General features: G+C 64.8%; 24 protein-coding genes and 3 tRNA genes. 14 read left to right on the forward strand and 13 right to left on the reverse strand.

The window, feature by feature from the left end; translation table 11 throughout:
- Positions 1–27: 27 nt before the first annotated feature.
- Positions 28–249, forward strand: coding sequence for a hypothetical protein (locus CQ050_RS19410; RefSeq protein ID WP_105558465.1), 222 nt, complete (start codon positions 28–30; stop codon positions 247–249).
- Position 250: 1 nt separating this feature from the next.
- Here CQ050_RS19410 and CQ050_RS19415 read toward each other — a convergent pair whose 3' ends face one another.
- Entirely contained in the window at positions 251–2,113 is a 1,863-nt protein-coding gene (locus CQ050_RS19415) for a DUF4153 domain-containing protein (protein ID WP_105558466.1), read from the reverse strand.
- A 231-nt stretch (positions 2,114–2,344) separates the two neighbouring features.
- Here CQ050_RS19415 and CQ050_RS19420 point away from each other — a divergent pair, with 231 nt between their 5' ends.
- The gene (locus CQ050_RS19420) at positions 2,345–3,862 is read left to right on the forward strand and encodes a diguanylate cyclase (protein WP_233214173.1); all 1,518 of its coding nucleotides are present in this window, start codon (positions 2,345–2,347) and stop codon (positions 3,860–3,862) included.
- 36 nt (positions 3,863–3,898) lie between these two features.
- Here the strand turns inward: CQ050_RS19420 and CQ050_RS31335 are convergent, their stop codons facing one another.
- Positions 3,899–4,045 carry a hypothetical protein gene (locus CQ050_RS31335; RefSeq protein ID WP_313461503.1) on the reverse strand — a complete coding sequence of 49 codons (147 nt, stop codon included), beginning with the start codon at positions 4,043–4,045 and terminating at the stop codon, positions 3,899–3,901.
- A gap of 278 nt (positions 4,046–4,323) precedes the next feature.
- Between CQ050_RS31335 and yddG the strand changes: the two genes are divergently transcribed.
- Positions 4,324–5,232 (forward strand): aromatic amino acid DMT transporter YddG, encoded by a 909-nt coding sequence (yddG, locus tag CQ050_RS19430; RefSeq protein WP_105558469.1) that lies wholly within the window; start codon positions 4,324–4,326, stop codon positions 5,230–5,232.
- Between the two features lie 30 nt (positions 5,233–5,262).
- Here the strand turns inward: yddG and CQ050_RS19435 are convergent, their stop codons facing one another.
- Entirely contained in the window at positions 5,263–5,454 is a 192-nt protein-coding gene (locus tag CQ050_RS19435; protein WP_105558470.1) for a hypothetical protein, read from the reverse strand.
- Positions 5,455–5,714: 260 nt separating this feature from the next.
- Here CQ050_RS19435 and CQ050_RS19440 point away from each other — a divergent pair, with 260 nt between their 5' ends.
- The 3 genes from CQ050_RS19440 (at position 5,715) to CQ050_RS19450 (ending at position 7,413) form a co-directional block, all read left to right on the forward strand.
- On the forward strand, positions 5,715–5,966 hold the full coding sequence (locus CQ050_RS19440) for a hypothetical protein (protein WP_105558471.1): 252 nt from the start codon (positions 5,715–5,717) through the stop codon (positions 5,964–5,966).
- 131 nt (positions 5,967–6,097) lie between these two features.
- The gene (locus CQ050_RS19445) at positions 6,098–6,289 is read left to right on the forward strand and encodes a hypothetical protein (protein ID WP_105558472.1); all 192 of its coding nucleotides are present in this window, start codon (positions 6,098–6,100) and stop codon (positions 6,287–6,289) included.
- Between the two features lie 212 nt (positions 6,290–6,501).
- On the forward strand, positions 6,502–7,413 hold the full coding sequence (locus tag CQ050_RS19450; RefSeq protein ID WP_105558473.1) for a hypothetical protein: 912 nt from the start codon (positions 6,502–6,504) through the stop codon (positions 7,411–7,413).
- A gap of 106 nt (positions 7,414–7,519) precedes the next feature.
- On the opposite strand, the gene CQ050_RS19455 is transcribed toward CQ050_RS19450, so the two are convergent.
- From CQ050_RS19455 to egtD, 3 genes are all read right to left on the reverse strand, one after another.
- Positions 7,520–7,596 (reverse strand) — tRNA-Met (locus CQ050_RS19455).
- A 127-nt stretch (positions 7,597–7,723) separates the two neighbouring features.
- Positions 7,724–9,040 (reverse strand): ergothioneine biosynthesis protein EgtB, encoded by a 1,317-nt coding sequence (egtB, locus tag CQ050_RS19460; RefSeq protein WP_105558474.1) that lies wholly within the window; start codon positions 9,038–9,040, stop codon positions 7,724–7,726.
- A gap of 35 nt (positions 9,041–9,075) precedes the next feature.
- Complete coding sequence (egtD, locus tag CQ050_RS19465; RefSeq protein ID WP_105558475.1) at positions 9,076–10,053, reverse strand: L-histidine N(alpha)-methyltransferase; 978 nt, start codon at positions 10,051–10,053, stop codon at positions 9,076–9,078.
- A gap of 334 nt (positions 10,054–10,387) precedes the next feature.
- On the opposite strand from egtD, the gene CQ050_RS19470 reads away from it, so the two are divergent.
- Together CQ050_RS19470 and CQ050_RS19475 are read left to right on the forward strand one after the other, a co-directional pair.
- Positions 10,388–10,720: a YqjD family protein gene (locus CQ050_RS19470; protein WP_105558476.1), complete on the forward strand. Its 333-nt coding sequence runs from the start codon at positions 10,388–10,390 to the stop codon at positions 10,718–10,720.
- A 138-nt stretch (positions 10,721–10,858) separates the two neighbouring features.
- Entirely contained in the window at positions 10,859–12,271 is a 1,413-nt protein-coding gene (locus CQ050_RS19475) for a phosphatidylserine/phosphatidylglycerophosphate/cardiolipin synthase family protein (protein WP_105558553.1), read from the forward strand.
- 39 nt (positions 12,272–12,310) lie between these two features.
- Here CQ050_RS19475 and CQ050_RS19480 read toward each other — a convergent pair whose 3' ends face one another.
- From CQ050_RS19480 to CQ050_RS19500, 5 genes are all read right to left on the reverse strand, one after another.
- A complete protein-coding gene (locus CQ050_RS19480; RefSeq protein ID WP_105558477.1) occupies positions 12,311–13,951 on the reverse strand; it encodes an FMN-binding glutamate synthase family protein in 1,641 nt (546 codons plus the stop codon).
- A gap of 114 nt (positions 13,952–14,065) precedes the next feature.
- Complete coding sequence (locus CQ050_RS19485) at positions 14,066–15,289, reverse strand: YeeE/YedE family protein (RefSeq protein ID WP_105558478.1); 1,224 nt, start codon at positions 15,287–15,289, stop codon at positions 14,066–14,068.
- 169 nt (positions 15,290–15,458) lie between these two features.
- A complete protein-coding gene (locus CQ050_RS19490; protein ID WP_105558479.1) occupies positions 15,459–16,742 on the reverse strand; it encodes an arsenic transporter in 1,284 nt (427 codons plus the stop codon).
- 9 nt (positions 16,743–16,751) lie between these two features.
- The gene (locus CQ050_RS19495) at positions 16,752–17,696 is read right to left on the reverse strand and encodes an AEC family transporter (protein ID WP_105558480.1); all 945 of its coding nucleotides are present in this window, start codon (positions 17,694–17,696) and stop codon (positions 16,752–16,754) included.
- A gap of 39 nt (positions 17,697–17,735) precedes the next feature.
- A complete protein-coding gene (locus tag CQ050_RS19500) occupies positions 17,736–18,632 on the reverse strand; it encodes a DMT family transporter (RefSeq protein WP_105558481.1) in 897 nt (298 codons plus the stop codon).
- A 118-nt stretch (positions 18,633–18,750) separates the two neighbouring features.
- Here CQ050_RS19500 and CQ050_RS19505 point away from each other — a divergent pair, with 118 nt between their 5' ends.
- Entirely contained in the window at positions 18,751–19,194 is a 444-nt protein-coding gene (locus tag CQ050_RS19505; RefSeq protein ID WP_105558482.1) for a GNAT family N-acetyltransferase, read from the forward strand.
- Positions 19,195–19,305: 111 nt separating this feature from the next.
- On the opposite strand, the gene CQ050_RS19510 is transcribed toward CQ050_RS19505, so the two are convergent.
- Positions 19,306–19,390: transfer RNA gene (locus CQ050_RS19510), tRNA-Leu, on the reverse strand.
- A 107-nt stretch (positions 19,391–19,497) separates the two neighbouring features.
- Positions 19,498–19,582, reverse strand: a tRNA-Leu gene (locus CQ050_RS19515).
- Positions 19,583–19,804: 222 nt separating this feature from the next.
- Here CQ050_RS19515 and rnr point away from each other — a divergent pair.
- The 5 genes from rnr (at position 19,805) to CQ050_RS19540 (ending at position 25,814) form a co-directional block, all read left to right on the forward strand.
- Positions 19,805–22,270: a ribonuclease R gene (gene rnr / locus CQ050_RS19520; RefSeq protein ID WP_105558483.1), complete on the forward strand. Its 2,466-nt coding sequence runs from the start codon at positions 19,805–19,807 to the stop codon at positions 22,268–22,270.
- 141 nt (positions 22,271–22,411) lie between these two features.
- The gene (rlmB, locus tag CQ050_RS19525; RefSeq protein ID WP_105558484.1) at positions 22,412–23,149 is read left to right on the forward strand and encodes a 23S rRNA (guanosine(2251)-2'-O)-methyltransferase RlmB; all 738 of its coding nucleotides are present in this window, start codon (positions 22,412–22,414) and stop codon (positions 23,147–23,149) included.
- Positions 23,150–23,200: 51 nt separating this feature from the next.
- On the forward strand, positions 23,201–24,445 hold the full coding sequence (locus CQ050_RS19530; protein WP_105558485.1) for a cystathionine gamma-synthase family protein: 1,245 nt from the start codon (positions 23,201–23,203) through the stop codon (positions 24,443–24,445).
- A 58-nt stretch (positions 24,446–24,503) separates the two neighbouring features.
- Complete coding sequence (locus CQ050_RS19535; protein ID WP_105558486.1) at positions 24,504–25,184, forward strand: Fe2+-dependent dioxygenase; 681 nt, start codon at positions 24,504–24,506, stop codon at positions 25,182–25,184.
- 357 nt (positions 25,185–25,541) lie between these two features.
- Positions 25,542–25,814: an HU family DNA-binding protein gene (locus tag CQ050_RS19540; RefSeq protein WP_003812968.1), complete on the forward strand. Its 273-nt coding sequence runs from the start codon at positions 25,542–25,544 to the stop codon at positions 25,812–25,814.
- The last annotated feature ends 79 nt before the right edge of the window (positions 25,815–25,893 follow it).

Below are 25,893 nucleotides of genomic sequence, written 5' to 3' on the forward strand. Positions count from 1 at the left end.
CCCCCGCCAACCAGGAGCGTGTTGCATATGGAATGGAAACTGCATCGATCGGGCTGGATCGAAGAACGTAATTTCGATATCGAGTTCGCCGAAACCCCCGAAGGCTTTCACGTCCGGGTCCGCATCTTCGGATTTCCGGTGCTGGAAGATACCAAGCATGTATTTCCCAACGAGGCGTTGGCGGAGAAGGGCGCGCTGACGCTGCTGAAGAGCCAGTTCTCGGGCACCCCCGACTTGGAAGCGCGGTAGCTCAACGCAGCCGCAGCAGGTTGTCGCCGATCATCAAGTCGCGTTCAGGCCGGGGGCGGGTGCGCACCAGGCCTTGCTCCAACGCCTGCCGGATATCCACGACACCCGTCACGTCTGCCATCGGCTGCTCGAAACTCTCCGCTTGCAGCCGGCCCAACGGCTGCCATGCCTGGCCCTTCGCGGCGTAGGCGATCAACCGTTCGCCCGCGCCGGACCCTCCGCCTTGCGGCGCGAGATATAAGACGATCTCGTCCTGACCGTCACCGGTCAGATCGGCGAAGATCAATCGGCATGGCAGGCTGGCCGCTTCGCCCGGCATGGCAGGCACGGCCGGTGTTGCGCACGTCCGGGCCTGGGCCGGTGACGTCTCGCGCATCGCGCTCCACCATGCTTCGGGGACCGCGCGTCCGGGCGGCAGGGTGACGAAAGCGGGCACGGCGATAGGCGGGGGCTCGGCCGCTGATGCCTGGCCCGTCGCCGGTGCGGTATCGCTCCAGCCGAAATAGCTTCCTTTCAGGGCCTCGGCGGCCGCAAGGGCGATGCGCGGATCCCGCGCATTGGCTGCGCCGTCTGCCAGCTGTTGCAGGGCGCTGCGGCCCCAGCGGCCATATTCGCGACCCATGGCGTAAAAGCTGAATGTCTCCGGATCCAGACGTCCGTCCACGATGCGCCGCAATTGGCTTTCCGCGGTCAGGCGCAGCGGGTTGGCGATCGGCGTATTGACCGCCAAAAGCAACCCCAGGGTGGCAACGGCCACGATCAGGTTGGTGACGCCCAGCGCGGGGTGGTCGCGTTGAGGGCGCAGTGCGGCCCAGGCGTAGCCCGCGCCATACAGCACCAGCACCGTGCCGCCGATGACTCCCCAGACCCGCAGCACCGTCCAGCCATATTGCTCCACGCGCACAACGGCGCCATATAAGGCTACGGCGGCCAGCGGCAGCAGGCACGCCATCGTCGCGCGCAGCAGCGTCCGCAGGCGCGGACCGAAGGGGGCGGCCTCGTGGCCGTCTTGCCAGGCGGCATTGATGAACTTGATCCACACCAGGCAGAACGCGATCAGCGCGCCCGCCGACAGCTGGACGGCTTGCAGGCCCACCGCCATCCGGGCGGCCAGCGCCAACGTGAAGGCCAGGCCCACCAGCGTGATTAGCGGCAGCAGCCACGCATTGAGCGTCAACCAGGAGCGTTGCAGCGTATCGGTCAATTGCGGGCGGCGCCTCACGCCCACCAGGCAGGCGGCCAGGACCATCGGCCAGACGGCAAGCCGGAAGGGGGTGGCGTCGACGGCCGCGCGAATCCCCTTGATGCCGATCATGGCGAACATGGCGCCGGCCGCGGTCAGCAGCAGGCACACCGCCGAACCCAGGCACACGGCCAGCGTCAGGTGAACGGCATTGCGCCACGCGGCGCGGAATACGTCGGGGTAGCCCCATTGGGGCTTGCCGGCATCCAGTGCCTGAACCAGCGGCAGCAGGATGAAGCCCGCGACGCCGGTCAGCAGTAACGCCAACGCCAGGTCATTGCCTTGCGGCCATCCGCCCGCTTCGTGGGGCAGGGCGCCGTGCGCGGACGTCAGGCCGTATGCCGTCAGGGCGGGCAGGATCAGCCCGTATGCCGCCAGCGCCGCCAGCCAGCGGCGGCCGCTGCGCATGCCGGCCAGCATGGCGCCGGCCAGCGGTGCCAGCGCCACCCACTGCAGCCAGAAGGCCAGGGCGAACGGATGCCCCCAGGGCCAGGCGCGGGCCGTCATCAACGCGTGAAGGGTCAGGCCGGATACGGCAGCGAGGGCACCGTAAATCAGCACGGTCTTGTCGGACGCGTCCAGCGGGCTGGACGCGGGGAATTTGGGGGACGGTTTACGCATGGCGGCGATAGTAGCAATCTGTCGCGAATGGGAATGACCAGGCGTATCCATCTGTCAGGAAATCATCGCTAGGCCAAAATTTTCGGAGTAAATTGGGGACGCGGAACAAGTCGCCTGAAGGCGCGCAGCGCCATGGAAGACCTATGGGAGGGGCCCATGAGACCAAGGGAGGCGGTGGCTGAAGCCGAAAGCCCGGCTGGCGCAAAGGCTCGCCCGCAGCGCCTGTATTCCATGCGGACCGGCTTGCTTGCTCTCGTCTTCACCTGTATTTCGCCTGCGCTGATCGTGGCGTCGGTGGCGGTGTATGAAAGCTATGTCATCGAGAGAGAGCGCATCTTCCGCGATACGATCTTTCTAGCCCGGAATCTGACCGCCATCCTTGACCGCGAGTTGACCGGCGTTGCCGCGGGCGTGCAGATGCTGGCGTCTTCTCCCGATCTGCTGACCGGCGACCTTCCGAGTTTTCATCAGCGTGCGCGGGAATCCGTGCAATTCCAGATCGTGGATAGTTATGTGCTGACCGACCGCGACGGCAGGCAGATCATCAACACGCTGGTGCCGTATGGCACCCCGTTGCCGCTAAGCGGCGCGGCGCAGGACTTGGGCCGGGTGTTCGAGACGCGCTCGCCGGTGTTAAGCCGTTTGTTCACCGGCGGCGTCAGCCAAAAGCCCACGATCGCGCTGGGCGTGCCGGTGGTGCGCGGCGATGCCGTCGTCTATAGCCTTAGCGTGGGCCTGTCGCCCAATCGCATCGGCAACGCCTTGGGCCGTCGGGCGCTTCCGGAGGGTTGGGTGGCAGCGGTGCTGGACAGCTCGGGGACCATCGTCGCCCGCACGCGCGATGCCGCGAAATTCGTCGGGCAGAAGGCGGTTCCCACGCTGGTGCAAGCGGTAATGCAGGAAAGCGAAGGCGCGCTCGAAACGACGACCAAGGAAGGCACGCCCGTCTACACGGCGTTCAGCCGATCGTCGTTGTCGGGCTGGACCGTTGCGGCCGGCGCGCCCATGGCGTTGCTGACGACGGACTTGTACCGTTCCATCGCCTGGCTTGTGCTGGGCACGTTGTTCGCGTTCGGCCTGGGGCTGTGGCTGGCCTTGCGTCTGGCCAGCCGCCTGACCTCGGCCGTGCAGGGGCTGGTCGGGCCGGCGCTGGCATTGGGCGAGGGCCGCACCGTCGAGTTGCCGACCACCCGCGTGAAAGAGGCGCAAGAGGTGGGCACGGCGCTGTTGCAGGCCTCGCGGATGCTGGCGCATGCCCAGCACCTTGCCCACTACGACCCGTTGACGGGGCTATGCAACCGAGTGCTGTTCGGCGAACTGGTCTTGCGGGAATTGGCCGTGGCCCAGCGCAGCGGAGAATCCTTCGCCATCCTGGCGATCGACCTGGACGGTTTTAAAGCCGTCAACGACCTGCATGGCCACGCCGCCGGCGACACCGTGTTGAAGGAAGCCGCGGACCGCATGGCGCGCGCGATCCGGGTATCCGATGTGGCGGCCCGCCTGGGCGGCGACGAATTCGCGGTGCTGCTGATGGGCGTGGGCAAGGACAATGCCCTGATCGTGGCTGAGGCGCTGGTCGAAAGCCTGTCCTTGCCCTATCCGGGGATCCGTGTCTCGGTGTCGGCCAGCGTGGGCATCGCGGTCTATCCGCAGTCGGGCATTACGATGCTGCAAATGCTGGAGCGGGCCGATGTCGCGCTGTACAAGGCCAAGGGGCAAGGAAAACGGCGGGTCGTATCCGATCTGTGAGCCGCGCGCGGCACAAGACAAGGGCCCGCAGCCCCGTCAGGCCGGTGGAGGCGCCTGCTGCGGCGCCAGGGCCGTCAGCACTTCTCCTGATTTCAGGCGATACCGCTTATCGCCCAGAGCGATGACGCGTTCCCCTTCCGATGTCCTGAGAATGTAGCGCGTGGTCTGGGGTGGCGGGTTCATGGTTCCCGGGTCATCCGCTTGCAAGAAAACTTCTATCCGATAGAGCCTGCCTGACTCCGTGCTGGCGAGCACATCGCTCAATCTACGTATGGAAATGGCCATGCGGATGCTACTCCCTCTTGTTCATTGTTTAAGTGGGTATATGTCGCTTGTTGGCACGGACCTCCCCGTGCCGGCCTATCACTACGTTAACGCCTGGTATTCGCTACACTTGCCCGCCTGACGCCGCGCCTGGCCCGCAGGCAAGCGGCGTGCAGCAAAGAGCAAGCGGAACGGTAATGCAAATTTCCCCTGGCCGGAATACGGCCACTATCCTAGGTTTGCTGGCGATCCTGCTGTGGGGCACGGTTGTCGGCCTGATTCGCAGCGTCAGCGAGAGCTTTGGCGCCATCGGCGGCGCCGCGCTCATTTATACGGTCGGTTCGGCGTTTCTGGTGTGCCTGCTGGGTTTCCCAAAACTGCGCACGTTCCCCCGGCGTTATCTGGTCGTGGGCAGCCTGCTGTTCGTTGCCTACGAGATCTGCCTGTCGCTGTCTTTGGGTTTCGCGCTGGACCGCGGGCAAGCCATCGAGCTTGGCATCGTCAACTATCTTTGGCCCTGCCTGACGGTGGTGTTGGCGATCGTCATCAACGGCCAGCGCGCCAACGCATGGGTCGTGCCGGGGATACTGCTGTCGGTGTGCGGCATCGTCTGGGTCGTGGGCGGAACGGGCGGACTGTCGTGGGAACGCACCTTGAATAATGTGTCGAGCAACCCCCTGAGTTATGGCTTGGCATTCAGTGGCGCCATTATCTGGGCCGTCTATTGCAACGTGACAAAGCGGTTCGCCGACGGCAAGAATGGCGTCGCGCTGTTTTTCATGCTGACGGCGGTGGTGTTGTGGATCAAGTATGGCTTCAGCGCCGAGCCGGCGCTGGCATTTACCGGATCCGCCACGATCGAACTATGCGTGACCGGCGGCGCGATGGCGGCCGGCTATGCATTGTGGAACGTGGGGATACTGAAAGGCAATCTGACCTTACTGGCCACGGCGTCCTACTTCACACCGGTGCTTTCCACCTTCTTCGCAGCCGTGTGGCTGTCGACCCGCCTTACCGCGCCGTTCTGGCAGGGAGTGGCGATGGTCACCGCCGGCTCGTTGCTGTGCTGGGCGGCAACACGAGGCAAACCCGCCCGGGGCGGATAGCCCTGGCGGGTGGCCAAGAACGTGGTGGCGTCAGTCGATCAGCATGGTCTGTGCTACGGCGTAGCCCAGCGGGATCAACAAGAGCGAAGCAAAGGTTGAACTGACAATCGCCGCCGAAATCTTCAGCCAGGGCTCGGGCCCTGCACTTTGGATCGTTTGAATCACCAACGCGACGATACCCATAACCATCAAACAGCTGATAACCACTGCTACGTAAGTCATGTTGTCTCCGTCCTCGCCTGATTAAAGGGGTGCGGCACCGCTTGTGCGGTCTATATGTTTTTACTGATTGTGCGCCTGTATTGGCGGCATGGACCCTAGGGTTTTCCTGGCGGAAACCGAGCAATGTGGCGTTTTTGCCGCGCAGTGTGCAGCATGGAATCATGTGCGTCCGCAGCATTTCGAACAGCGTTCGGCGCGCTGCCGGCAACCGGCGGCTTTGCGCTACGATGGGGGCATTCCGTTACTGAAAAGGCTGCCAGATGTCGCAAAGATTGCGTCCCGGCACGCGTGCCACGCTACAGGTCAGGCAACTGATGCCCGGCGAGTTCGCGTGGATCATCACGTTACTTGATCCCGAATCCGGCAATGTGCATAGCACCAATTATTCTGAACGACGCTATGGAAGCCAGGACGAAGCTTCCGCCGCCGGCAAGGCGGCCGTGATGGCATTTCTGGGCAGCGATGGCAGTAATGGCCTCGATATGCCAAAGGACGACAAGGCCAGGCCTTAATGCCGTCGTGCTGAATACCGCAAGAAAGCCCTCGTATGAGGGCTTTTTTTCGTCGGGCGGAAGGCGCGCCCGGCATGGGAACGCCAATTGCTGTCAGGCGGGCGGCGCGATTAGCGCCGGAGGAGCCAACCATGACCCAATTCCCGCATCGCGAGCCCGGCTTGCCTGACGACCTGCCGCCGGATGACCCCTCGTTACCCGGCAACCTTCCACCCGACGATCCGTTGCCGGATCCGAACCAGCCGCCCGACGACCCGCCGATCCACGATCCGACGCTGCCCGCGCCCGATCCGCGTTTGCCCGGCGCCATCGATCTGGCTTGAGCGACCTGGCTTGAGCGGCCTTGCCGCTCTGCAATGACAACCATGAGGAGTCCGATATGCGTTCCATCCTGCTGTGGCTGCTAGGCGTGCCCATTCCCATCATCATCCTGCTGGCGCTTTTCTGGCATTGACGGGGCTGCGGTTTCCCGCAACGGAAACGGTCCGGGTATGACCTGCGGCCGCCAAGACAAGACAATCAACAAGGAATCAACATGGAAAACGCATCTTCATTGAGCCAACCCTACGGCGGGGCCGCGCTCGCCCAGGAGTCCGCCGTCTCGGCGGTGTCCTGGGCCGCCGTGTTCGCGGGCGCGGTGATCGCCGCCGCGCTCTCGCTGGCGCTGTTCGCCGGCGGTACCGGGCTGGGGTTCCTGTCGGTATCGCCGTGGGGCGACGAGGGAATGTCGGCGCCGGCGGTGGGCATCGGCATCATTGGGTGGATGCTGTTCACGCAGATCGTGTCCTACGGTATCGGCGGCTATGTCGCCGGACGCCTGCGCACGAAATGGGTGGACGTGCATTCGGACGAAATCTATTTCAGAGACACGGCGCACGGCTTTTTGGTGTGGGCGCTAAGTGCGGTGGTCAGCGCCGCGCTGCTGGGTTCGGCGATCGCCACGGTGGTGTCCGGCGCGGCCAAGACGGGCGCGACGGTGGCGGCCGGAGCGGGCGCGGCGGCCACGGCCACGGCTGCGGCCGGCGCAAGCGGCGGCGGCATGGGCCAGGCGACCGAGTACTTTACCGACACGCTGTTGCGTTCGGACCGCCCCGAGGCCAGCGGCGACCGCAATGCCGCGCGAGCGGAAGTGGGCCGCATCGTGGCCATGAGCCTGGGCCGTGGCGACATGACGCCCGAAGACCGCGACTATGTCGTGAAGGTGGTGGCCGCCCAAACCGGCACGGAACCGGCCGTCGCCCAGCGCCGCGTCGAACAAGCGATCGCCAATGCCAAGAAATCGGCGGAAGACGCCAAGCAGAAGGCCAAGGAAGCGGCCGACAAGGCTCGCAAGGCCGCGGCCGCCTTCGCGCTGTGGGGCTTCGCGTCGATGCTGATCGGCGCCTTTATCGCCAGCCTGTCGGCGACCTGGGGCGGCAAGCGCCGCGACACGTTGCGCCGGGTGTAGTTTGGTTGGTGCAGTTCCGTCGGGTGCAGGTGAACGCCTGCTCTTACTGAACGCCAGCCCCGCAATGCAAAAGGCCCTCACCGAAGTGAGGGCCTTTCTGAATTCTTGGTGGCGCATCCCTGATTCGAACAGGGGACCTGCGGATTATGATTCCGTCGCTCTAACCGGCTGAGCTAATGCGCCATTCCTTGTCTTGCTTTTTCCCGTTTTTCAGTGCTTATTTAGTAGCGCTGAGCAACGAAGAACGAAATTCTAGCACGAAACTTTTTTGCCATGCAAGCGGGGTGCGGGCAAAAATTTGAACCGTAGGTCAGGCGTCCCGCGCCAGTCGGATGCCGGAGAATTGCCAGCGGGCTTCGGGCGGGAAGAAATTGCGGTAGCTGGCGCGAACATGGTCGCGTGGCGTGGCGCAAGAGCCGCCGCGCAGCACGTACTGGTTGCACATGAACTTGCCGTTGTATTCGCCGACGGCGCCGGCGTCGGGCTTGAAGCCGGGATAGGCGTCGTAGGCGCTTGCGGTCCATTCCCAGGCGTCGCCAAAGAGCTGCACGGGGCCGCCCGAACCGTTGCGGGCGGGGGCGGGGCGCGGGTCCAGGTGGCCGTTCTCCAGCATGTTGGCGCGGCCGGGGAAGACCGGGTCGGCCAACTGGCGGGCGGCGTGTTCCCATTCCGCTTCGCGCGGCAAGCGTACCCGGGCCCAGCGCGCGTACGCATCGGCCTCGAAGTAGCTGACGTGGGTGACGGGCGCCTGCAATTCCAGTTCCTGCATGCCGCGCAGCGTGAACACGCGCCAGTCGTCGCGCTGGCCTTCCCAGTACAGCGGCGCGCGCCAGCCTTCGGCGCAGACGCGGTCCCAGCCGGCCGACAGCCAGAGCTCGGGCCGCTTGTATCCGCCGTCCCGGATGAAGGCCAGGAATTCGTGCTGCGTGACCAGGCGGTCGGCCAGGTGGAACGGCGCCAGCAGCACCTCGTGGGCGGGCCCTTCGTTGTCGAAGCCGAACCCGCGGCCATCGTGGCCGATGCGGGTGATGCCGCCGCCATAGCGCGTCCAGCCGGCCGGTGTTCCGGGGGGCAGGGCGGGAGAGCCGCCGACGACGTACGCGGGCTTCAGCGGGTTGGCCGAGAGCATGTGCTTGACGTCGGTCAGGATCAGTTCCTGATGCTGCTGCTCGTGGTTCAGTCCCAGTTCCAGCAAGGCGTCGAAGTCCGGGTCGTTGCCGCCCAGGCGCGAGATCAGATCGTGCATGGCGCTGTCCACGTGCTGGCGATAGTGCAGCACGTCGGCAAGCGAAGGGCGCGATAGCAGGCCGCGCTGCGGGCGCGGATGCTTGGCGCCGATCGCGTTGTAATAGGAGTTGAACAGCACCCGATACTGCGGGTGGAACATCGTGTAGGGCGGATGGAATTGCGTCAGCAGGAAGGTCTCGAAGAACCAGGTGGTGTGCGCAAGGTGCCATTTGACGGGACTGCAATCGGGCATCGATTGCACCTGGCAATCTTCGGGGCTCAGCGGCGCCGCCAGCGCCGTGCTGGTGGTTCGCACGGCGTCATAGCGGTCGTGCTGGCCGGCCTGTCCGCTGGCATACGGTCCGGTGGCGGGGTGAGTCAGCAGGCAGGCAGGTTCCATGGCGATCCTCCAGTGGCGTTGATGGGCCGTCCGCGTCAGGCGCGGGCGCTGAATACCGAAAACCAGCCGCGCGAATCCGACCAGTGCGCAACGTCGCGATACCCCGCGCTTTGCAGCAGGTCGGAAAAGGCCTGGGGCGTGAACTTGTAGGAATTCTCGGTGTGGATGCGTTCGCCGGGACTGAAGTCGCGTTCGCCGCCAGGCCACGTCACGCGCAGCGCGCGTTGTGCTTCCAGGTGCATTTCGACGCGGGAACAGGTGGCGTTGAACAGCGCGACGTGCTGCCAGTCGTTCACATCGAAGTCGGCGTCCAGTACATCGTTGACATGGCGCAGCAGGTTCAGGTTGAAGGCCGCGGTCAGATGCAGCGCATCGTCATAAGCCGGTTCCAGGACCTGCCTGGGTTTGACGCGATCCACGCCCACCAGCAGGCCGCCGCCATGGCATTGGGCGCGGATGCGCTGCAGCATCGCATGGGCATCGTCGGGATTGAGGTTGCCGATGCTGGAGCCTGGGTAGAAGAACAGCCGCTCTTCGGCGGGGACTTCCGGGGGCACCGCCAGCGCTTGGGAAAAGTCCTGGCCGATCGCGGTCACGCGCAGGTCTGGATAGGACAGCTGCAAGCGCCGCACGGCCGTCTGCAGGTAGTCGGCGGAGATGTCGATCGGGACGTAGTGCCTTGGGCGCAGGCTGGCGAAGAGACGCTCGGCCTTGACGCAATCGCCCGCGCCCAGATCGATCATGGATTGCACCGGGCCGATATGCCGCGCGATGTCTTGGCCATGGCGTTCGAAAATCTCGGCTTCGCAACGCGTGGGGTAGTACTCGGGCAGTTGGGTAATGGCGGTGAAAAGCGACGAACCCAGCGCGTCATACAGGAACTTGGGATCGATATGGGCGGGATGGTCCAGCAGGCCGTCGCGCAACTCGGCCTGTTCGGCGCTGAGGGCCGGGGAGGGGCGCGCCTGATATTCCTGCGCGGTGTGAGCAAGCACTGCTGAAGGGGAAACCATGCGTTCTCTTCCTTTTTTGAGGCGATTGAAGCGCATTGCAAAGAGCTATTGTTGCGGTGGGGTGGGTTCCGCTGTCAAGCGCTAAGCCGCTGAATGCAATGGACTTTTACGAAATCGGGATCGCCGCGTCCATGGAAGGCCGACGAACCCCGGGGATTCGTTCAGCAAGTTTCGGTCCGCTGAAATATCGAATTACGGCTGGTTGCGAAAGCTCGGGCGGCATCCACGAATGATCGGCACAATGAAGGCATGGTCGACCGCGTGGCGCTGCATGGCGCAACTGCGTCAGGACACCGGCACGCCGGAAGGCCCAATACCTTCAAAAGGAGCGACTATGAATCGAAAGCACCAACGCGCCGAGATGGCTTTGCACCGCGATCGGGTCAACGACAGCTTCCATGAGCTGCTTGCCGGCACGGAAGACCTCCTGCGTTCGACGGCTTCCTATACCGGCTCCGAAATCGAATCCGCCCGCGCCCGCCTGAAGCAGCAACTGGCGGATGCCCGCGATCATGCGGGTGACTGGGAAGGCGCTGCGCGTGAACGAGCCCGTCGCGCCACGGCCTATGCCGACGAATACGTGCACGAAAACGCCTGGAAGTCCGTTGGCGTGGCCGCATTGGTCGGTGCGCTGCTGGGCTGCCTGGTGGCGGGCGGCAGGCGCTAAGCCGTTTTTGCCATGAAGCCGCCAGAGCCGCTTCCGGCGCCCGCCTTGGGCGCTAGCGGATCGGGGCCAGGGCGGGCTTCATGGTTGCCCTGCGTCCGCCGCTGGGCGCAGGCGCTGCTGCTGGCTTGCGCCACGGCAATGGTCGCGGCATGCGCCAGCGTGCCCGATGCGCAAGAACGCCAGGCGCGCGAAGCGCAAGCAGGCCTGTCCGCCGACGCGGCGCGTGACAGTTATCGCCGCGGTCAAGGCATCGCGGCAGATCCTCAAACTCCCAAAGACGATTTCCTGGCGCGCCATCTGGCCGTCGAGCAGGCCGTCAGCGGCGCGCCGCTGGTGGCGGGCAATCGTGTCCGCTTGTTGGCCGACGGCCCCAGCACCTACCAGGCCATGTTGCAGACTATCGGGCAGGCTCGCCGCTACGTGCACATGGAAACCTATATTTTCGACGATGATGCCGAAGGCGCGCGGTTCGCCGACGCCCTGATCGCGGCGCGCAACCGAGGGGCCGACGTGGCGTTGATGGTGGACGCCGTGGGCACGATCAAGACACCCGATGCGCTGTTCCAGCGGCTGCGCGATGCGGGTGTGCAGGTGGCGGTGTTTAATCCCGTCAATCCGGCCAATGCACGCGCCGGATGGTCGCCGAACCAGCGCAATCACCGCAAGGTCTTGGTGGTGGACGGCAAGGTGGGCTATCTGGGCGGCATCAACGTCAGCAGCGTGTACGAGTCATCGCCGGGGTCTGGATCTGGGTCTGGGTCTGGATCCGGGTCTGGGTCAGGCTCAATGGCAGGTTCGGGCCCTGCGAAGGAAAAAAAAACCGAGAACGCCGACGGCGACACTGCGGGCGACGCGAAGGCGGCCCCGTGGCGCGATACGCACCTGCGCATCGAAGGCCCGGCGGTGGCGCAGCTGGAACAGATCATCCAGGCGGCCTGGGCGTCGCAGGCCGACGAGCCGCTGGCCGGCGGCGGCGAGCATGTCGCGCCGCCGGCAGGCGAGACCCGCGTGCGCATCCTGGCCAACCAGCCCGACCGCAGCGACGGCTATACGGTTTACCTGACGCTGATGTCCGCGTTTGAAAGCGCGCAGAAATCCATCCACATCACGATGGCGTATTTCGTGCCCGATCCGGCATTCATCGACGTGCTTTGCGATGCCGCGCGGCGCGGCGTGGACGTGGTGCTGGTGCTGCCGGGCTTTAGCGATTCGTCCCTGGTGTTCAATGCGGGGCGATCCCACTACACGGACTTGCTGCGCGCCGGCGTGAAGCTCTACGAACGGCGCGACGCATTGCTGCATGCCAAGACGGCGGTTGTCGACGGCGTATGGTCCACCGTGGGTTCCAGCAATATGGACTGGCGTAGTTTCGCGCTGAACTATGAAATCAACGCCGTGGTGCTGGGACCGGAATTCGCCGCCGAAATGGAAGCCCTCTTCCAGCGTGATGTGGCCGATTCGGTTCAGATCACGCCGGAAGATTGGAGCAACCGCGGCGCCGACGACCGCTTCATGGAGTTTTTCTCGCGGATGTTCGAACGCTGGTTGTAGCGTCCGAACAGCCGCGCCGGTATTTGCGTGCGGCCGGGACTACACGTGTTGCTCGGCCAGGGCCGTGGTGATGTCGCGCGTGGGTTGGAATGATTGCGCCTGCGCCATGGCCCAGCCCACCCGGAATACCTGGTGGCGGAATTCGCCGCGCAGCAGCTCACCCGGCGCCAATTCGGGGAACAGCGCCGAGAGCAGCCGGATTTCGCTGGAAGAGATGCGGCGCGCGATATGGTGGGGGCGCAGCTGGTTGGGATGCGTCAGCCCGGCGGCGGCCAGCAGTTCGGCCAACGCGTGCAGCGTGTTGCTGTGGAAGTACGTCACGCGCTGCGCCTTGTCCGGCACGACCAGCGCGCGTTGGCGCATGGGGTCTTGCGTCGTGACGCCGGTGGGGCATTTTCCCGTATGGCAGGCCTGCGCCTGGATGCAGCCGATGGCGAACATGAAGCCGCGCGCGGCGTTGCACCAGTCGGCGCCCATCGCCATGACGCGCGCCATGTCGAACGCGGTGATGATCTTGCCCGACGCACCCAGCTTGATGCGGTCACGCAGGTTCACGCCGATCAACGTGTTGTGCACCAGGCGCAGGGCTTCGCGCAACGGCGTGCCGACATGGTCGACGAATTCGACCGGCGCCGCGCCGGTGCCACCTTCCGCGCCATCCACCACGATGAAGTCCGGCGTGATGCCGGTTTCCAGCATGGCCTTCACGATGGCGAACCACTCCCACGGGTGGCCCACGCAGAACTTGAAGCCCACCGGCTTGCCGCCGGAAAGTTCGCGCAATCGGGCCACGAACTTCATCAGGCCGATAGGCGTGTCGAAGGCAGAGTGGCTGGCGGGTGAATTGCAGTCCTGCCAGGCGGCCACGCCGCGCGCTTCCGCGATCTCGGGCGTGACCTTGCCTGCGGGCAGGATGCCGCCGTGCCCCGGCTTGGCGCCTTGGGACAGCTTGATTTCGATCATCTTCACCTGCGGCGTACAGGCGTTCTTGACGAAGGCTTCTTCAGAGAACGCGCCATGTTCGTCGCGGCAGCCGAAGTAGCCCGAACCGATGTTCCACACCAGGCTGCCGCCCGGCTGCCGGTGATAGCGGCTGATGCCGCCTTCGCCCGTGTCGTGCGCGAAGTCGCCCTGGCGCGCGCCCTCGTTCAGGGCCAGGATGGCGTTGGCCGACAAGGCGCCAAAGCTCATGGCCGACACGTTGAACGCCGACATGGAATACGGTTGCTTGCAATCCGGGCCGCCAACGGTGACGCGAAAGTCCGTGTCGTTGATGTGCGAGGGCGACATGGAATGGTTGATCCATTCGTAGCGGTCGCCGTAGACGTCTTCCTGCGTGCCGAAGGGGCGCTTGTCGATTTCGCGCTTGGCGCGCTGGTACACGATGGAGCGCTGCGCGCGCGAGAACGGCGCGGCCTGCGTGTCGTCTTCCAGGAAGTACTGGCGGATCTCGGGGCGAATGAACTCGAACAGGAAGCGCAGGTTGCCCAGGACGGGGTAATTGCGCCGGATGGCGTGGCGGGTCTGGATCAGGTCATAGACGCCCAGGGCGCCCAGCAGCGCAAGCGGGACGGCAGCCCATAGCCACCAGAGCGAGCCGGTAACCGCCAGGACAGCGGTAACCGCCGCGCCCGCCAGGGTCAAAATAAAGGCCGTATAGCGGCCGACAATCCAGCTCATAGTCCTCTCCGTGTCGCGGAATGCAGCAACCATACACCAGCTGAACCGCCAGAAAAAAAGAAAGCCCCCTAAATCGGGGGCCATTCCTGGAACACTGTTTTCCGGTAGTCGATGTCAGCAGCTGGAGGGGGGCGGCGTCTTTTCGACCGCCAGCCCGAAGGCGGGGCGCAACCGGACGCCCAGCGCGCTGCCTGCGAAGGCGGCCGGCAACCAGATCCACGCATGCAGGCTGCCCGACAGGATGCCGCTGAAGTAGGCGCCGATGTTGCAGCCGAAAGCCAGGCGGGCGCCATAGCCCAGCAGCAGGCCGCCGATGACCGCGCCGGCCAGCGAACGCGCCGGCACTTTCCAGATGGGCGCGAACTTGCCGGCCACGCTGGCGGCGGCAAGCGCGCCCAGCATCAGGCCGATGTCCATGACCGTCGTGACGTCCTGGCGCAGCGGCGCGGCCAGCGCGGGCTGCTTGCTCCAGTAGGTCCAGGTGGCCACGTCGCCGGCGACCGAGTTCCACGCCTTGGCGCCCCACAACGCGAAGGCCGACGTGATGCCCCACGGGCGGCCGGCCAGCGCCAGCGTCGCGAAGTTCAATACCACCAGCGCCACGCCGCCCCAGATCAGCGGCCACGGACCTTGCAGCAGCGAGACGGGCCGCGCGGTGCGCGACGCAAACGAGATCACGTGGCCGTGGCGGCGCTTCTCAAGCACGGTGGCGCCCCAGGCAATCAACGCGAACACCGCCAGGTTGGCGATCAGCGCGGGCGCCAGGCCCCAGGTCTTGATCAGCGACGTCGGCGCCAGCGCCGGCAAGGTGGACCACCAGCCGAAATTGGCGGTGGCGACCACGGACCCGATGATGAAGAACAGCAGCGTGACCAGCATGCGGGTGTTGCCGCCGCCCACCGCGAACAACGTGCCCGACGCGCAGCCGCCGCCCAGCTGCATGCCGATGCCGAACAGGAAGGCGCCCAACACGACCGACACGCCCGGCGGCGATACCAGCCCCGCGACGGGTTGGCCGAAGAGCGAACCGGACGCCAGGAACGGGAAGAACAGCAGCACGCCAACGCCCAGCATGAACATCTGCGCGCGCAGGCCAGCACCGCGGCGGTCGGACACGAAGACGCGCCAGGCTTGCGTGAAGCCGAACGAGGAGTGATAGAGCGTCACGCCCAGCAGCGCGCCGACCACCCACAAGGCGCCCTGGCGCCAGCTGACGGTCTGGTTCAAATACAGCGCGCCGGCCAGCAACAGCAGCAGCGCGATCCAGAGCGGCGCGCGGTTGATGCGGATGGGTGGCAGGGCCGAGGGCAGGGGCAGGGTAGAGGCGTTGGAGCTCATGGGGGTGTCCCGGTGGGATCTGAATCGTCAATGCAAACGGGCGCATATGGGGCGCCCGTCGGAATGTTGGAAGTGTAAGGCCGGGCCTTAACGCCCTCAAACCATAAATTAGTGCTTCATTAATAACTATTGGTTATATGATGGCGGCGAGCGGCTGCGCCACGCTGCGTTACGACTGCAGCCGCCACACGAGCGCGGCCAGCGTCAGCAGCAGTACCGGCAGCGTCAGGACAATACCTACTTTGAAGTAGTATCCCCACGTGATCCGCAAGCCTTTGCGCGCCAGCACATGCAGCCAGAGAAGCGTGGCCAGGCTGCCGATCGGCGTGATCTTGGGCCCCAGGTCGCTGCCGATGATGTTGGCGTAGATCATCGCGTCCTTGAGGGGGCCCGTGGCGCTGGTGTCCGCGATCGACAGCGCGCCGATCAGCACGGTCGGCAGGTTGTTCATGATGGACGACAGGAATGCCGTGATCAGGCCAGTGCCCATCGCGGCGCCCCACAAGCCGTATTCGGCGCAGCGGTCCAGCACCTGCGCCAGATGCGCCGTCAGGCCGGCGTTGCGCAAGCCATACACGACCAGGTACATGCCCAGCGAGAAGATCACGATGTGCCAGGGGGCCTCGCGCATGATCTTGCGCGTGCCCACGACATGCTGCCGTCCGGCGATCACCAGCAGGCCCACGGCGCCGGCGGCGGCGATCGCGCTGACCGGGATGCCCATGGGTTCCAGCACGAAAAAGCCGGTCAACAGCAGCGCCAGCACGATCCAGCCCGCGCGGAATGTGATCGGGTCGCGGATGGCCGAGGCAGGCGCCGGCAGTTGGCTTACGTCGTAGCGGGGCGGGATGCTCTTGTGGAAGAACAGCAGCAGGACGGCCAGCGTGGACGCGACGGCCATCAGGTTGACCGGCAGCATCACGGAGGCGTATTCACCGAAGCCGATGCCGAAGAAATCCGCCGATACGATGTTCACCAGATTCGACACGATCAGCGCGATGCTGCCCGTATCGGCAATGAACCCCGCGGCCATCACGAAGGCCAGCGAGGCGCCCGGGCCGAAGCCCAGCGCCAATAGCATTTCCATGACGATGGGGGTCAGGATCAGCGCGGCGCCGTCGTTGGCGAACAGCGCCGACACCGCGGCGCCCAGCAGCACGATCAGCACGAACAGCAGGCGTCCGCGCCCGCCTCCCCAGCGGGCGACATGCAGCGCCGACCACTCGAAGAAGCCCGCCTCGTCCAGGATCAGGCTGGTGACGATAATGGCGATGAAGGTGGCGGTGGCGTTCCAGACGATGTGCCAAACATCGGCGATGTCGGCCACGTGGACCACGCCCGTCGCAAGGGCCAGGCCCGCGCCGATCACGGCGCTCCAGCCGATCGACAGCCCTCTGGGCTGCCAGATCACGAGCGTGATGGTCAGGATGAAAATGGAGGCGGCAAGCAGCATGGAAAGCGGTCAGGAAAGGGGATGGGCGTTGATCCAGGCGACCAGCAGGCTGACCGTCAGCACCGACGCCACGGTGGATACAAGGATGGCGCGCGATGTCACGCGGGCGTCGCGGCCATACATCTTAGCTAGCATGAAAGGGCCGGTGCCGATCGGCAGCGCGCTCATCAGCACGGCGGTCCAGGCCCATAGCGGGGGCATGGAAAAAACGGTAAAGGCCAGCACCGCCGTGACGGCCGGCTGCAGCAGCAGCTTGCCCGTCACCAGGCGCAGCACGCCGGGGCCCGCGGTCGACGTTTCCGTCTGCGCCAGGAACAGCCCGATCGTGACCAGCGCGCAGGGGCTGGCCGATGCGCCCAGCAGCGCGACGTAGCGGTCCACGCCTTCCGGCAGGGCCACGCCGGTCGACGCCCACGCCAGGCCCAGCATGGGCGCCGCCAGCAAGGGGTTGCGCAATAGTGCGCGGCCGACCTTGAGCAGGGTGGCTGCCACGTTGGGCGTTTGCTGGCGGTCGAATTCGATCATCGCGATGGCGACGCCGAACAGGACGCTGGCGGTCAGCAGGGTGGTGAAAGCGGCAGGCGCCAGGCTTTCGGCGCCGAACAGCGCCAGGCAGAGGGGAATGCCCATGTACCCGGCATTGGCATAGGAGGCGGCCAGGCCCTCGATGCTGCGGTCGGTCAGCGTGCGCCGGCCGCCGCGTCCCGGCAGGAACGACACCAGGAACGTAACCGCGATTCCGCCCGCGAACGCACCGACGAAGCCCCAGTGCGCCATATGCGCCAGGTCCACCTGCGTCATGGCGCGAAACAGCAAGGCGGGCAGGGACAGGTACACCACATAGCGGTTCAACGCATCGGTCGCGCCCGGGCCCAGCAGATTGCGGCGGGCGGCCAGCCAGCCGGTCAGGATCAGCGCAAAGACTGGCAGGGCGGCGGTAACGACGGCATTCATGGGCGACGGTGCGGGCAGGCCAGGGGCGCGGGAAGGCGCCTATTCTACTTGCGGCGCCCGCGCGCTGCGGGTGACAAGCAGAATGCCGATGGCGGCCAGCGCCATGCCGAGCCAGGCCAGCATCGGGATGGACTCGCCCAGGGCGATCAAGGCGAAGATGGCCGTGCAGGGTGGCACCAGGAAGAACAGCGCCGACACCCGCGACGCTTCGCCATGCCGGATCATGGTCAGCAGCAGGGTGATGGCGACCAGCGAATTGCCCACCACCAGATAGGCCAACGATGCCAGCAACGGGCCCGTCCATTCGATGCGCATCGGTTCCAGCCAGAACGCCAGCGGCGCCGACACGGCCAGCCCGACCGCGTACTGCACCAGATTGGATGTGACCGGGTGCGTTTGCGCGCCATAGCGTTTTTCATAAAGGGTGCCGCCCGTGATGCACAGCAGCGCCGCCACGGCGAACAGCAATCCCAGCGGCGCCAGCACATCGATGGACGCCTTGGCGACGATGACGAGTCCGGCGCCCGCCACCCCCAGGCCCAGGCCGGCCCACCGCCGGGCATCGACGCGTTCGTGCGCGATCAGCGGCGCCAGCAGTCCGATCAAAATCGGCTGCAGCGAGGCGATCAACGCCATGCCGCCCGCCGACATGCCTTGCTTCAACGATAGATAGGTGAAGCAGAAGTAGCCGGCCTGCAACAGCAGTCCCACCATCGCCAGGTGGCCCCATGCGCTGGCGCCGCGCGGCAGGGGCGGGCGCAGGACAAGCAGGAAGGGCAGCAGGATGAGCACGACGCAGGCGTACCGAACCGCCAGAAAGGTCATGGGATCGGCGTAGGCCAGCCCGATCTTGAGCACGACGAATCCACTGGACCACAACAATAGGAAAAGCGCGGGTGCGGCTTTCAGCCAAGCCGGTGGGGCAGAGGGCGTCATGTCGTGCCTGGGCAACGTGGGCAAGCCGCGATCGTACCCCTTTTCGCGTGGCGGCCATCCCTGAGAGAATGCGGCGTAGGATATTTGTTATTGATCTGCTGCACGCGAGGGAACGGAGATGTCGACCAACAAGCAATCTACGGTGCGTATCGCTTTGGGTACGTGGGACCGGCTGCGCGAAGACGCGTATTCGGTCCGCTACGAGGTATTCGTCGTCGAACAACGAGTGCCGCCCGAGATCGAGCTGGACGACGACGACGCCGTGTCGGTGCATGCCGTGGCTTATGGCCCGGACGGCACGCCGATGGGCACGGGCCGGCTGCTGCCAGACGGCCACATCGGCCGCATGGCCGTGCACAAGAAAGCGCGCGGCATGGGCGTGGGCGGGCAGTTGCTGGACGCCTTGATCGGGCAAGGCCACGGCGACGGCCACCGCATGCTGGTGCTGCACGCCCAAACCCACGCCGCCGGATTCTACGAGGCGCACGGCTTTACCGTCGAAGGCGAGGAATTCGTGGAAGCGGGTATCCCGCACGTGGTGATGACGCGGGTGCTGAAGTAGGGCGGCGCAGCGCCCCGGTGTTGCCGGGGCCGGAAAAGAAAAAACCCCGGTCGTTTGCACGATCGGGGTTCTTCTTGGCGCATCACGACAGGTATCTCGTGATGTAATAATTGGTGCCCAGGAGAGGACTCGAACCTCCACACCTTGCGGCACACGGACCTGAACCGTGCGCGTCTACCAATTCCGCCACCTGGGCACTGGGAAGCACTTTCGTGCTTCACATCTTTCACTGTCTTTACTACTTTGCTTATCAGCTACTTTGCTTATCAGGCCCGCCCGAAAGCGGATCCGATTTAAATTCCGTGGTGCCCAGGAGAGGACTCGAACCTCCACACCTTGCGGCACACGGACCTGAACCGTGCGCGTCTACCAATTCCGCCACCTGGGCACTGAAAGATAATGTCAGAACTATGTGATACGCTGCCGCTCTAGTTGCTTTGTTTTGTTAAGGGCCATACGTTGTTTCCAGCGTACTGACTTAACTAAAACATGCGTCCCGAGCGCAGTTGGTTTTACAATGGGTCTTTCGACCCCTTCTGACCATTTCTGCTTCAGTGTTCAGCCTTGGGCGAACCACAGAAGCTGCGCATTATATACGGAAATTTCAGCTTTGGCAAAACGATCGAATAACGAATCGAAAAACAATAGATCAACACCCTTGCCCGAAGCGCCGCCGGACTTCGATCCCGATGTCCCGTCCCGTGAAGCCATTTTGACCGCGCTCCGAGCCGCGGGCTCGCCGTTGTCTCCGGTGGAATTGGCAGAACGCATGGGCGTCGAGCGTGCCGCGACGATGGTCGGGTTCGAGCGCCGTTTGGGCGCCATGGAACGCGACGGGCAATTGATGCCCAACCGCAAGGGCGTGTTGCTGCTGGCCACCAAATTGGACTTTGTCGCCGGCAAGGTGCTGGGCCACCGCGATGGTTTCGGCTTCCTGTTGCGTGATGACGGCGGCCCGGACCTGTTCCTGTCGCCGCGCGAAATGCTCAAGGTGCTGCATGGCGACCGCGTGCTGGTCAAGCCGTCGGGCGAATACCGCGGCAAGCCGGAAGGCACCATCGTCGAGGTCATCGAACGCCGCACCAACAAACTGGTGGGCCGCTTCCTGCACGAACATGGCCTGTCCATCGTCGTGCCCGAAGACCAGCGTATCAAGCACGACATCCTGATTCCGCCCAGCGACACCAACGGCGCCCAGCACGGGCAGGTGGTCGCGGTCGAGATCATGGAGCAGCCCACCCGTCATACGCAGCCGCTGGGCCGCGTGGCCGAGGTGCTGGGCGAAATCGACGATCCCGGCATGGAAATCGAGATCGCGGTGCGCAAGTTCGATGTGCCCGTCGAATTCTCGGAAGCCGCCCGCAAGCAGGCCGCGCGCCTGCCGGACGTGGTGCGCAAGAGCGACTTGAAAGACCGCGTGGACTTGCGCGACGTGCCGTTGATCACGATCGACGGCGAAGACGCGCGCGACTTCGACGACGCCGTCTATTGCGAGCCCGTCGAACTGGGCACGGGTCAGCGCAAGCGCCCGGGCTGGCGCCTGCTGGTGGCCATCGCCGATGTCAGCCACTATGTGCGCCCGGGCGATGCGCTGGATGACGACGCGATCGAACGCGGCACCAGCGTTTACTTCCCGCGCCGCGTCATTCCGATGCTGCCCGAGACGCTGTCCAATGGCTTGTGTTCGCTGAACCCCGACGTGGACCGCCTGGTGCTGGTCTGCGATATGGTGATTCCCGCTACCGGCGCCAAGGCCGGCACGGTCACGGCCTACCAGTTCTATAACGCGGTGATGCACTCGCATGCCCGCACCACGTATACGAACATCTGGGCGGCATTGCAGCAGCCTGGCGGCCCGGCCGCCGCGGCCATGCGCGCCGTCATGCCGCAAGTCCAGCATCTATATGAGCTTTTCCAGTTGCTGGTGCAGGGCCGCAAGAAGCGCGGCGCCATCGATTTCGATACGGTTGAAACCAAGATCGTCTGCAACGAGCTGGGTCGCATCGAACAGATCGTGCCCTCGGTGCGCAACGACGCCCACAAGCTGATCGAAGAATGCATGCTGGCCGCGAACACGTGCGCGGCCGACTTCATGACGCGCAGCAAGCATCCTGGCCTGTACCGCATCCACGAAGGCCCCACTCCCGAGCGCCTGCAATCGTTGCGCGAATTCCTGCGCACCATGGGGTTGTCGCTGGGTGGCGGCGAAACGCCCACCGCCAAGGACTACGGCGATTTCCTGGATACCGTGCGCGGTCGTCCCGATTACCAACTGCTGCAGACCATGTGTCTGCGATCCATGCAGCAGGCCGTCTATAGCCCCGACAACATGGGCCACTTCGGCCTGTCGTATCCGGGATATAGCCACTTCACGTCGCCCATCCGGCGGTATCCCGACCTGCTGACGCATCGGGTGATCAAGGCCTTGCTGGCCGGGCAGCGCTATGTGCCCAGCCTGGACGACCACGCGGTGGTTATCGGTCGCACGCAGAAAGAACACGAGCACGCCATCTGGGAAAAGATGGGCCTGGTGCTGTCGGCCAGCGAACGCCGCGCCGACGAAGCCTCGCGCGATGTCGAAGCCTGGCTCAAGTGCTGGTTCGTCAAGGAGCGCGTGGGCGAAGACTTCAGCGGCACCGTCACCGGCGTGGCCAGCTTCGGCATTTTCGTCACGCTGGACACGTTGCACGTCGAAGGGCTGGTGCACGTCTCCGAGCTGGGCGGCGAGTACTTCCAGTTCAACGATGCCCTGCATGAATTGCGCGGCGAGCGCACGGGCATGCGGTATCGCCTGACCGACAAGGTGCAGGTGCAGGTGGCGCGCGTTGACCTCGAAGCGCGCCGCATCGAATTCCGCCTGGTGCAGGGCACCAGCTTCGACGCACTGCGCAAGGCTGCGGCACGCGGGCCGGAAGAACCGATGCGCCGTGTAAAGAAAGCGGCGGCGCCCAAGCCCGCCGCGCTAAAGGGACAGACCGCCAAGGAGCGGCGTGCCGACGCCAAAAAGGCGGGTAAGCCGCCCCGGGCGTCCAAACGCGCCGCGCCAGCCAAGAAAGTGACGCACAAGCGGCATTGATCCGGCTGATGGATCCTCTTTATGGCCGGCGCGTCTTAGGGCCGCCGGGCCATAAGGGGTAACATTGCGTTGATGGCCGGCTTGCTCCGGTGGCCCGCCCCCTTTGGGGCGGGTATTCGTTTATCTAAAGGTATTGCATTTATGGCGTCGACCCAAGTTCTGGCCGGGTTTCACGCGGTTGTCGCGCGGCTGCGCCACGCGCCCGAGTCGATCAAGGAAATCTATGTAGAGGCGTCGCGTCGCGACAAGCGGATGCAGACGCTCATCGAGCAGGCCGAGAAGGCGGGTTGCCGCCTGCATCCGGTGCCTGCCGAGCGGCTGGATGGCCTGTCGCGCGGCACCCGCCATCAAGGCGTCGTGGCCCTGGCCGACGAACGCCAGTTGGCGGTGGATGTGGACGAGGTGCTCGACGTGATCGAGGGTCCGCCGCTGCTGCTCATCCTGGATGGCGTGACCGATCCCCACAACCTGGGCGCCTGCCTGCGAACGGCGGACGCCGCCGGCGTGCACGCGGTGATCGCGCCGCGCGACCGCGCCGTGGGCTTGAACGCCACGGTGCAGCGTGTGGCCTGCGGCGCGGCCGATACCGTGCCGTATGTGATGGTCACCAATCTGGCGCGCACGATGCGCGGCCTGAAGGACCGCGGCGTCTGGCTGGTCGGCACCGACGACCAGGCGACCGACAGCATGCACAAGATCGATGCGCGCCAGCCGATGGCGTGGGTCATGGGGGCGGAGGGCGAAGGCATGCGCCGCCTCACGCGCGAGACCTGCGACCAGTTGGTCAATATCCCCATGCTGGGTTCGGTGGAAAGCCTGAACGTCAGTGTGGCCAGCGCCGTCTGTCTGTACGAGACCGTGCGCCAGCGCCAATCCTGATCCCCCCCGACCCGACCTATTCGTAGCTCTTCCTTTACGCCTCAGCTCACCATGCACCAGAACGGCTTCACCACCACGATCCTCCATTCCGACCGCCAACAATCCGTCGAGCACGGAGCGGTGCACAAGCCGATGCATCCGTCGTCGGAATTCGCCTACGACGATGCTCGCGAGCTGGCCGCGGTGTTCCAGGGCAAGGCGGGCTTCACGTATGCGCGCCAGGGCACGCCGACGACCACCGCGCTGGAAGCGAAGGTCAACCACATGGAAGGCGGCAAAGGCACGGTCAGCTTCGCAACGGGAATGGCGGCGTTGTCGGCCATTTTCACGACGTTGCTGCGCCGGGGCGATCATCTGGTGTCCAGCCAGTTCGTGTTTGGCAATACCAACAGCCTGCTGGGCACGCTGCTGGAACTGGGCGTGGAGATCACCTTCGTCGACGCGACCGACGCGGCGCAGGTGCGCGCCGCGATCCAGCCCAATACGCGCATGGTCTTCACCGAGACCATCGCCAACCCGGGCACGCAAGTGGCCGACCTGGCCGTGATCGGCGAGATCTGCCGCGAGAAGAACCTTGTCTACGTCGTGGACAATACGCTGACCTCGCCGTGGATGTTCCGTCCGTCGGCAGTCGGCGCGTCGCTGGTGATGAATTCGCTGTCCAAGTACATCGGCGGGCATGGCAACGCGCTGGGCGGCGCGGTGACCGACACGGGCCTGTACGACTGGTCTGGCTACACCAACATCTATGAGGCCTACCGCAAAGGCCCGTCCACTGGCTGGGGGCTTACCCAGATCAAGAAGAAGGGCTTGCGCGACATGGGTGGCACGCTGGCCGCCGAGCCCGCCCACCGCATTGCCGTGGGCGCCGAGACGCTGGCGCTGCGCATGGCCAAGCACTGCGCCAACGCGCTGGCGCTGGCGCGTTTCCTGGAATCGCATCCTGGCGTGGCCAAGGTGCACTATCCGGGCCTGGCGGGCCATCCGCAACATGCCCGGGCATCGGCGCTGTTCGGCGCGCGATTCGGTGGGCTGCTGGGGGTCGAATTGGCCGACGGCGTGGATTGCTTCGATTTCCTGAACCGTCTGCGGATCGTGCTGATGGCGACCCACCTTGGCGATACGCGCAGCCTGGCGCTGCCTGCCGCGCACACCATCTATTACGAGATGGGCGCCGAGCGCCGCAAGCAAATGGGCATTGCGGACAGCCTCATTCGGGTGTCGGTCGGCATCGAAGACGAGGCCGATCTGCTGTTTGATTTCGATCAGGCGCTGACCGGTTGCCTGAAGGGATAATGCGGCACGCGCAAGCCGGGCGCGAGGACGCGCCGGCTTTGCAATCGGGACGACTCACATGCTTATACAGATCGCAGAGGTTTTCACGCCCGACGAGGCGGCGGACATTCGGCGCAAGCTGGATGCCGCCGACTGGGTGGATGGCAAAGTCACCGCCGGCTACCAATCAGCCGAGGTCAAGCGCAACCGCCAGTTGCCCGAGCAGCATCCGCTTGCAGAAGAGCTTGGCAACCTGATCTTGCAGCGCCTGGCCGCGAACAACCTCTTCATGTCGGCCGCGTTGCCGCGCAAGATATTCCCGCCGCTATTCAACCGCTACGAAGGCGGCGAGGCCTTCGGCTATCACGTCGACAACGCGGTGCGCGGCATCTCAGGCACGTCCGAGCGTGTGCGCACCGACCTGTCCGCCACGCTGTTCTTCTCCGAGCCCGATACCTATGACGGCGGCGAACTTGTCATTGACGACACCTACGGGCCGCGGGCCGTGAAGTTGCCGGCGGGGCACATGGTGCTGTACCCCGGCACGAGCCTGCACAAGGTGAATCCCGTCACGCGCGGCGCGCGAGTGAGTTCGTTCTTCTGGATGCAGAGCCTGGTGCGCGAAGACAGCCAGCGCGCGTTGCTGCTGGACATGGATGTGGCCATACAGCGTCTGAATCAAGACGCCGCCGGGCATCCTTCCATTGTTCAGTTGACGGGCATTTATCACAATTTGCTGCGTCGTTGGGTCGATGTTTGATTCAAGCTTGAAGTGATGCCCGGACGGTGTCGCGCAAACACAAAATGCGCGTTTTTGTATATTGCGAAACCAGCTAAAAGCTAGTATTGGCGCGGGTTCTAGTGAGGTTTTTGCTTGACAGCCGCGCCACGCCAAGGCCTAATACATGTCTGCGTCGCTGACGGTTTGAAGGCATCAGAGCCATCAAATCTTAAGCGGCGCAGCAGTTTAAAAGTTGTGCTTTGCAGCGCAAGAAAAAGTTTATCCACTGTCTGTTCGTCGTTTGTCGGGCCATGCGTTGGTTAGTGGCGTCCCATCATGACAGCCATGAACCGCACGGCCTCGCCAGACTCCATACCTTGTGAGGGGTACACCTGAATGAACAAAACCGAACTCATCGATCACATCGCCAGCAAGGCCGATATCTCCAAGGCTGCCGCCGGTCGTTCGCTCGACGCCTTGATCGGTGCCGTCAAGACCACCCTGAAGAAGGGCGGTACGGTCACGCTGGTTGGCTTTGGCACGTTTGCCGTGTCGGCTCGCGCTGCTCGCACCGGCCGCAACCCGCGCACCGGTGAAACCATCAAGATCAAGAAGGCCAAGGTGCCGAAGTTCCGTCCGGGCAAGGCCCTGAAGGACGCCGTCAACTAAAGGCGGCATGGCGGTCGCCGGGCATTGGCCCCCGCGATTTGCCGACAATTACGCGGTCCGGTATACTCCGGCCCGCGTA

The organism is Achromobacter sp. MYb9, assembly GCF_002975275.1.
In the GTDB taxonomy this organism is placed as follows: domain Bacteria; phylum Pseudomonadota; class Gammaproteobacteria; order Burkholderiales; family Burkholderiaceae_B; genus Achromobacter.

Excerpts from the sequence above, each read along its gene's own strand:
- CQ050_RS19445 (WP_105558472.1), top strand. The coding sequence starts at position 6,098 with ATGACCCAATTCCCGCATCGCGAGCCCGGCTTGCCTGACGACCTGCCG.
- CQ050_RS31335 (WP_313461503.1), bottom strand. The coding sequence starts at position 4,045 with ATGAACCCGCCACCCCAGACCACGCGCTACATTCTCAGGACATCGGAA.
- CQ050_RS19480 (WP_105558477.1), bottom strand. The coding sequence starts at position 13,951 with ATGAGCTGGATTGTCGGCCGCTATACGGCCTTTATTTTGACCCTGGCG.
- rlmB (WP_105558484.1), top strand. The coding sequence starts at position 22,412 with ATGGCGTCGACCCAAGTTCTGGCCGGGTTTCACGCGGTTGTCGCGCGG.
- yddG (WP_105558469.1), top strand. The coding sequence starts at position 4,324 with ATGCAAATTTCCCCTGGCCGGAATACGGCCACTATCCTAGGTTTGCTG.
- CQ050_RS19495 (WP_105558480.1), bottom strand. The coding sequence starts at position 17,696 with ATGAATGCCGTCGTTACCGCCGCCCTGCCAGTCTTTGCGCTGATCCTG.
- CQ050_RS19415 (WP_105558466.1), bottom strand. The coding sequence starts at position 2,113 with ATGCGTAAACCGTCCCCCAAATTCCCCGCGTCCAGCCCGCTGGACGCG.
- CQ050_RS19500 (WP_105558481.1), bottom strand. The coding sequence starts at position 18,632 with ATGACGCCCTCTGCCCCACCGGCTTGGCTGAAAGCCGCACCCGCGCTT.
- CQ050_RS19420 (WP_233214173.1), top strand. The coding sequence starts at position 2,345 with ATGCGGACCGGCTTGCTTGCTCTCGTCTTCACCTGTATTTCGCCTGCG.
- CQ050_RS19490 (WP_105558479.1), bottom strand. The coding sequence starts at position 16,742 with ATGCTGCTTGCCGCCTCCATTTTCATCCTGACCATCACGCTCGTGATC.
- CQ050_RS19470 (WP_105558476.1), top strand. The coding sequence starts at position 10,388 with ATGAATCGAAAGCACCAACGCGCCGAGATGGCTTTGCACCGCGATCGG.
- egtD (WP_105558475.1), bottom strand. The coding sequence starts at position 10,053 with ATGGTTTCCCCTTCAGCAGTGCTTGCTCACACCGCGCAGGAATATCAG.
- CQ050_RS19485 (WP_105558478.1), bottom strand. The coding sequence starts at position 15,289 with ATGAGCTCCAACGCCTCTACCCTGCCCCTGCCCTCGGCCCTGCCACCC.
- CQ050_RS19540 (WP_003812968.1), top strand. The coding sequence starts at position 25,542 with ATGAACAAAACCGAACTCATCGATCACATCGCCAGCAAGGCCGATATC.
- egtB (WP_105558474.1), bottom strand. The coding sequence starts at position 9,040 with ATGGAACCTGCCTGCCTGCTGACTCACCCCGCCACCGGACCGTATGCC.
- CQ050_RS19450 (WP_105558473.1), top strand. The coding sequence starts at position 6,502 with ATGGAAAACGCATCTTCATTGAGCCAACCCTACGGCGGGGCCGCGCTC.
- CQ050_RS19440 (WP_105558471.1), top strand. The coding sequence starts at position 5,715 with ATGTCGCAAAGATTGCGTCCCGGCACGCGTGCCACGCTACAGGTCAGG.
- CQ050_RS19410 (WP_105558465.1), top strand. The coding sequence starts at position 28 with ATGGAATGGAAACTGCATCGATCGGGCTGGATCGAAGAACGTAATTTC.
- CQ050_RS19530 (WP_105558485.1), top strand. The coding sequence starts at position 23,201 with ATGCACCAGAACGGCTTCACCACCACGATCCTCCATTCCGACCGCCAA.
- CQ050_RS19535 (WP_105558486.1), top strand. The coding sequence starts at position 24,504 with ATGCTTATACAGATCGCAGAGGTTTTCACGCCCGACGAGGCGGCGGAC.
- CQ050_RS19435 (WP_105558470.1), bottom strand. The coding sequence starts at position 5,454 with ATGACTTACGTAGCAGTGGTTATCAGCTGTTTGATGGTTATGGGTATC.
- CQ050_RS19475 (WP_105558553.1), top strand. The coding sequence starts at position 10,859 with ATGGTCGCGGCATGCGCCAGCGTGCCCGATGCGCAAGAACGCCAGGCG.
- CQ050_RS19505 (WP_105558482.1), top strand. The coding sequence starts at position 18,751 with ATGTCGACCAACAAGCAATCTACGGTGCGTATCGCTTTGGGTACGTGG.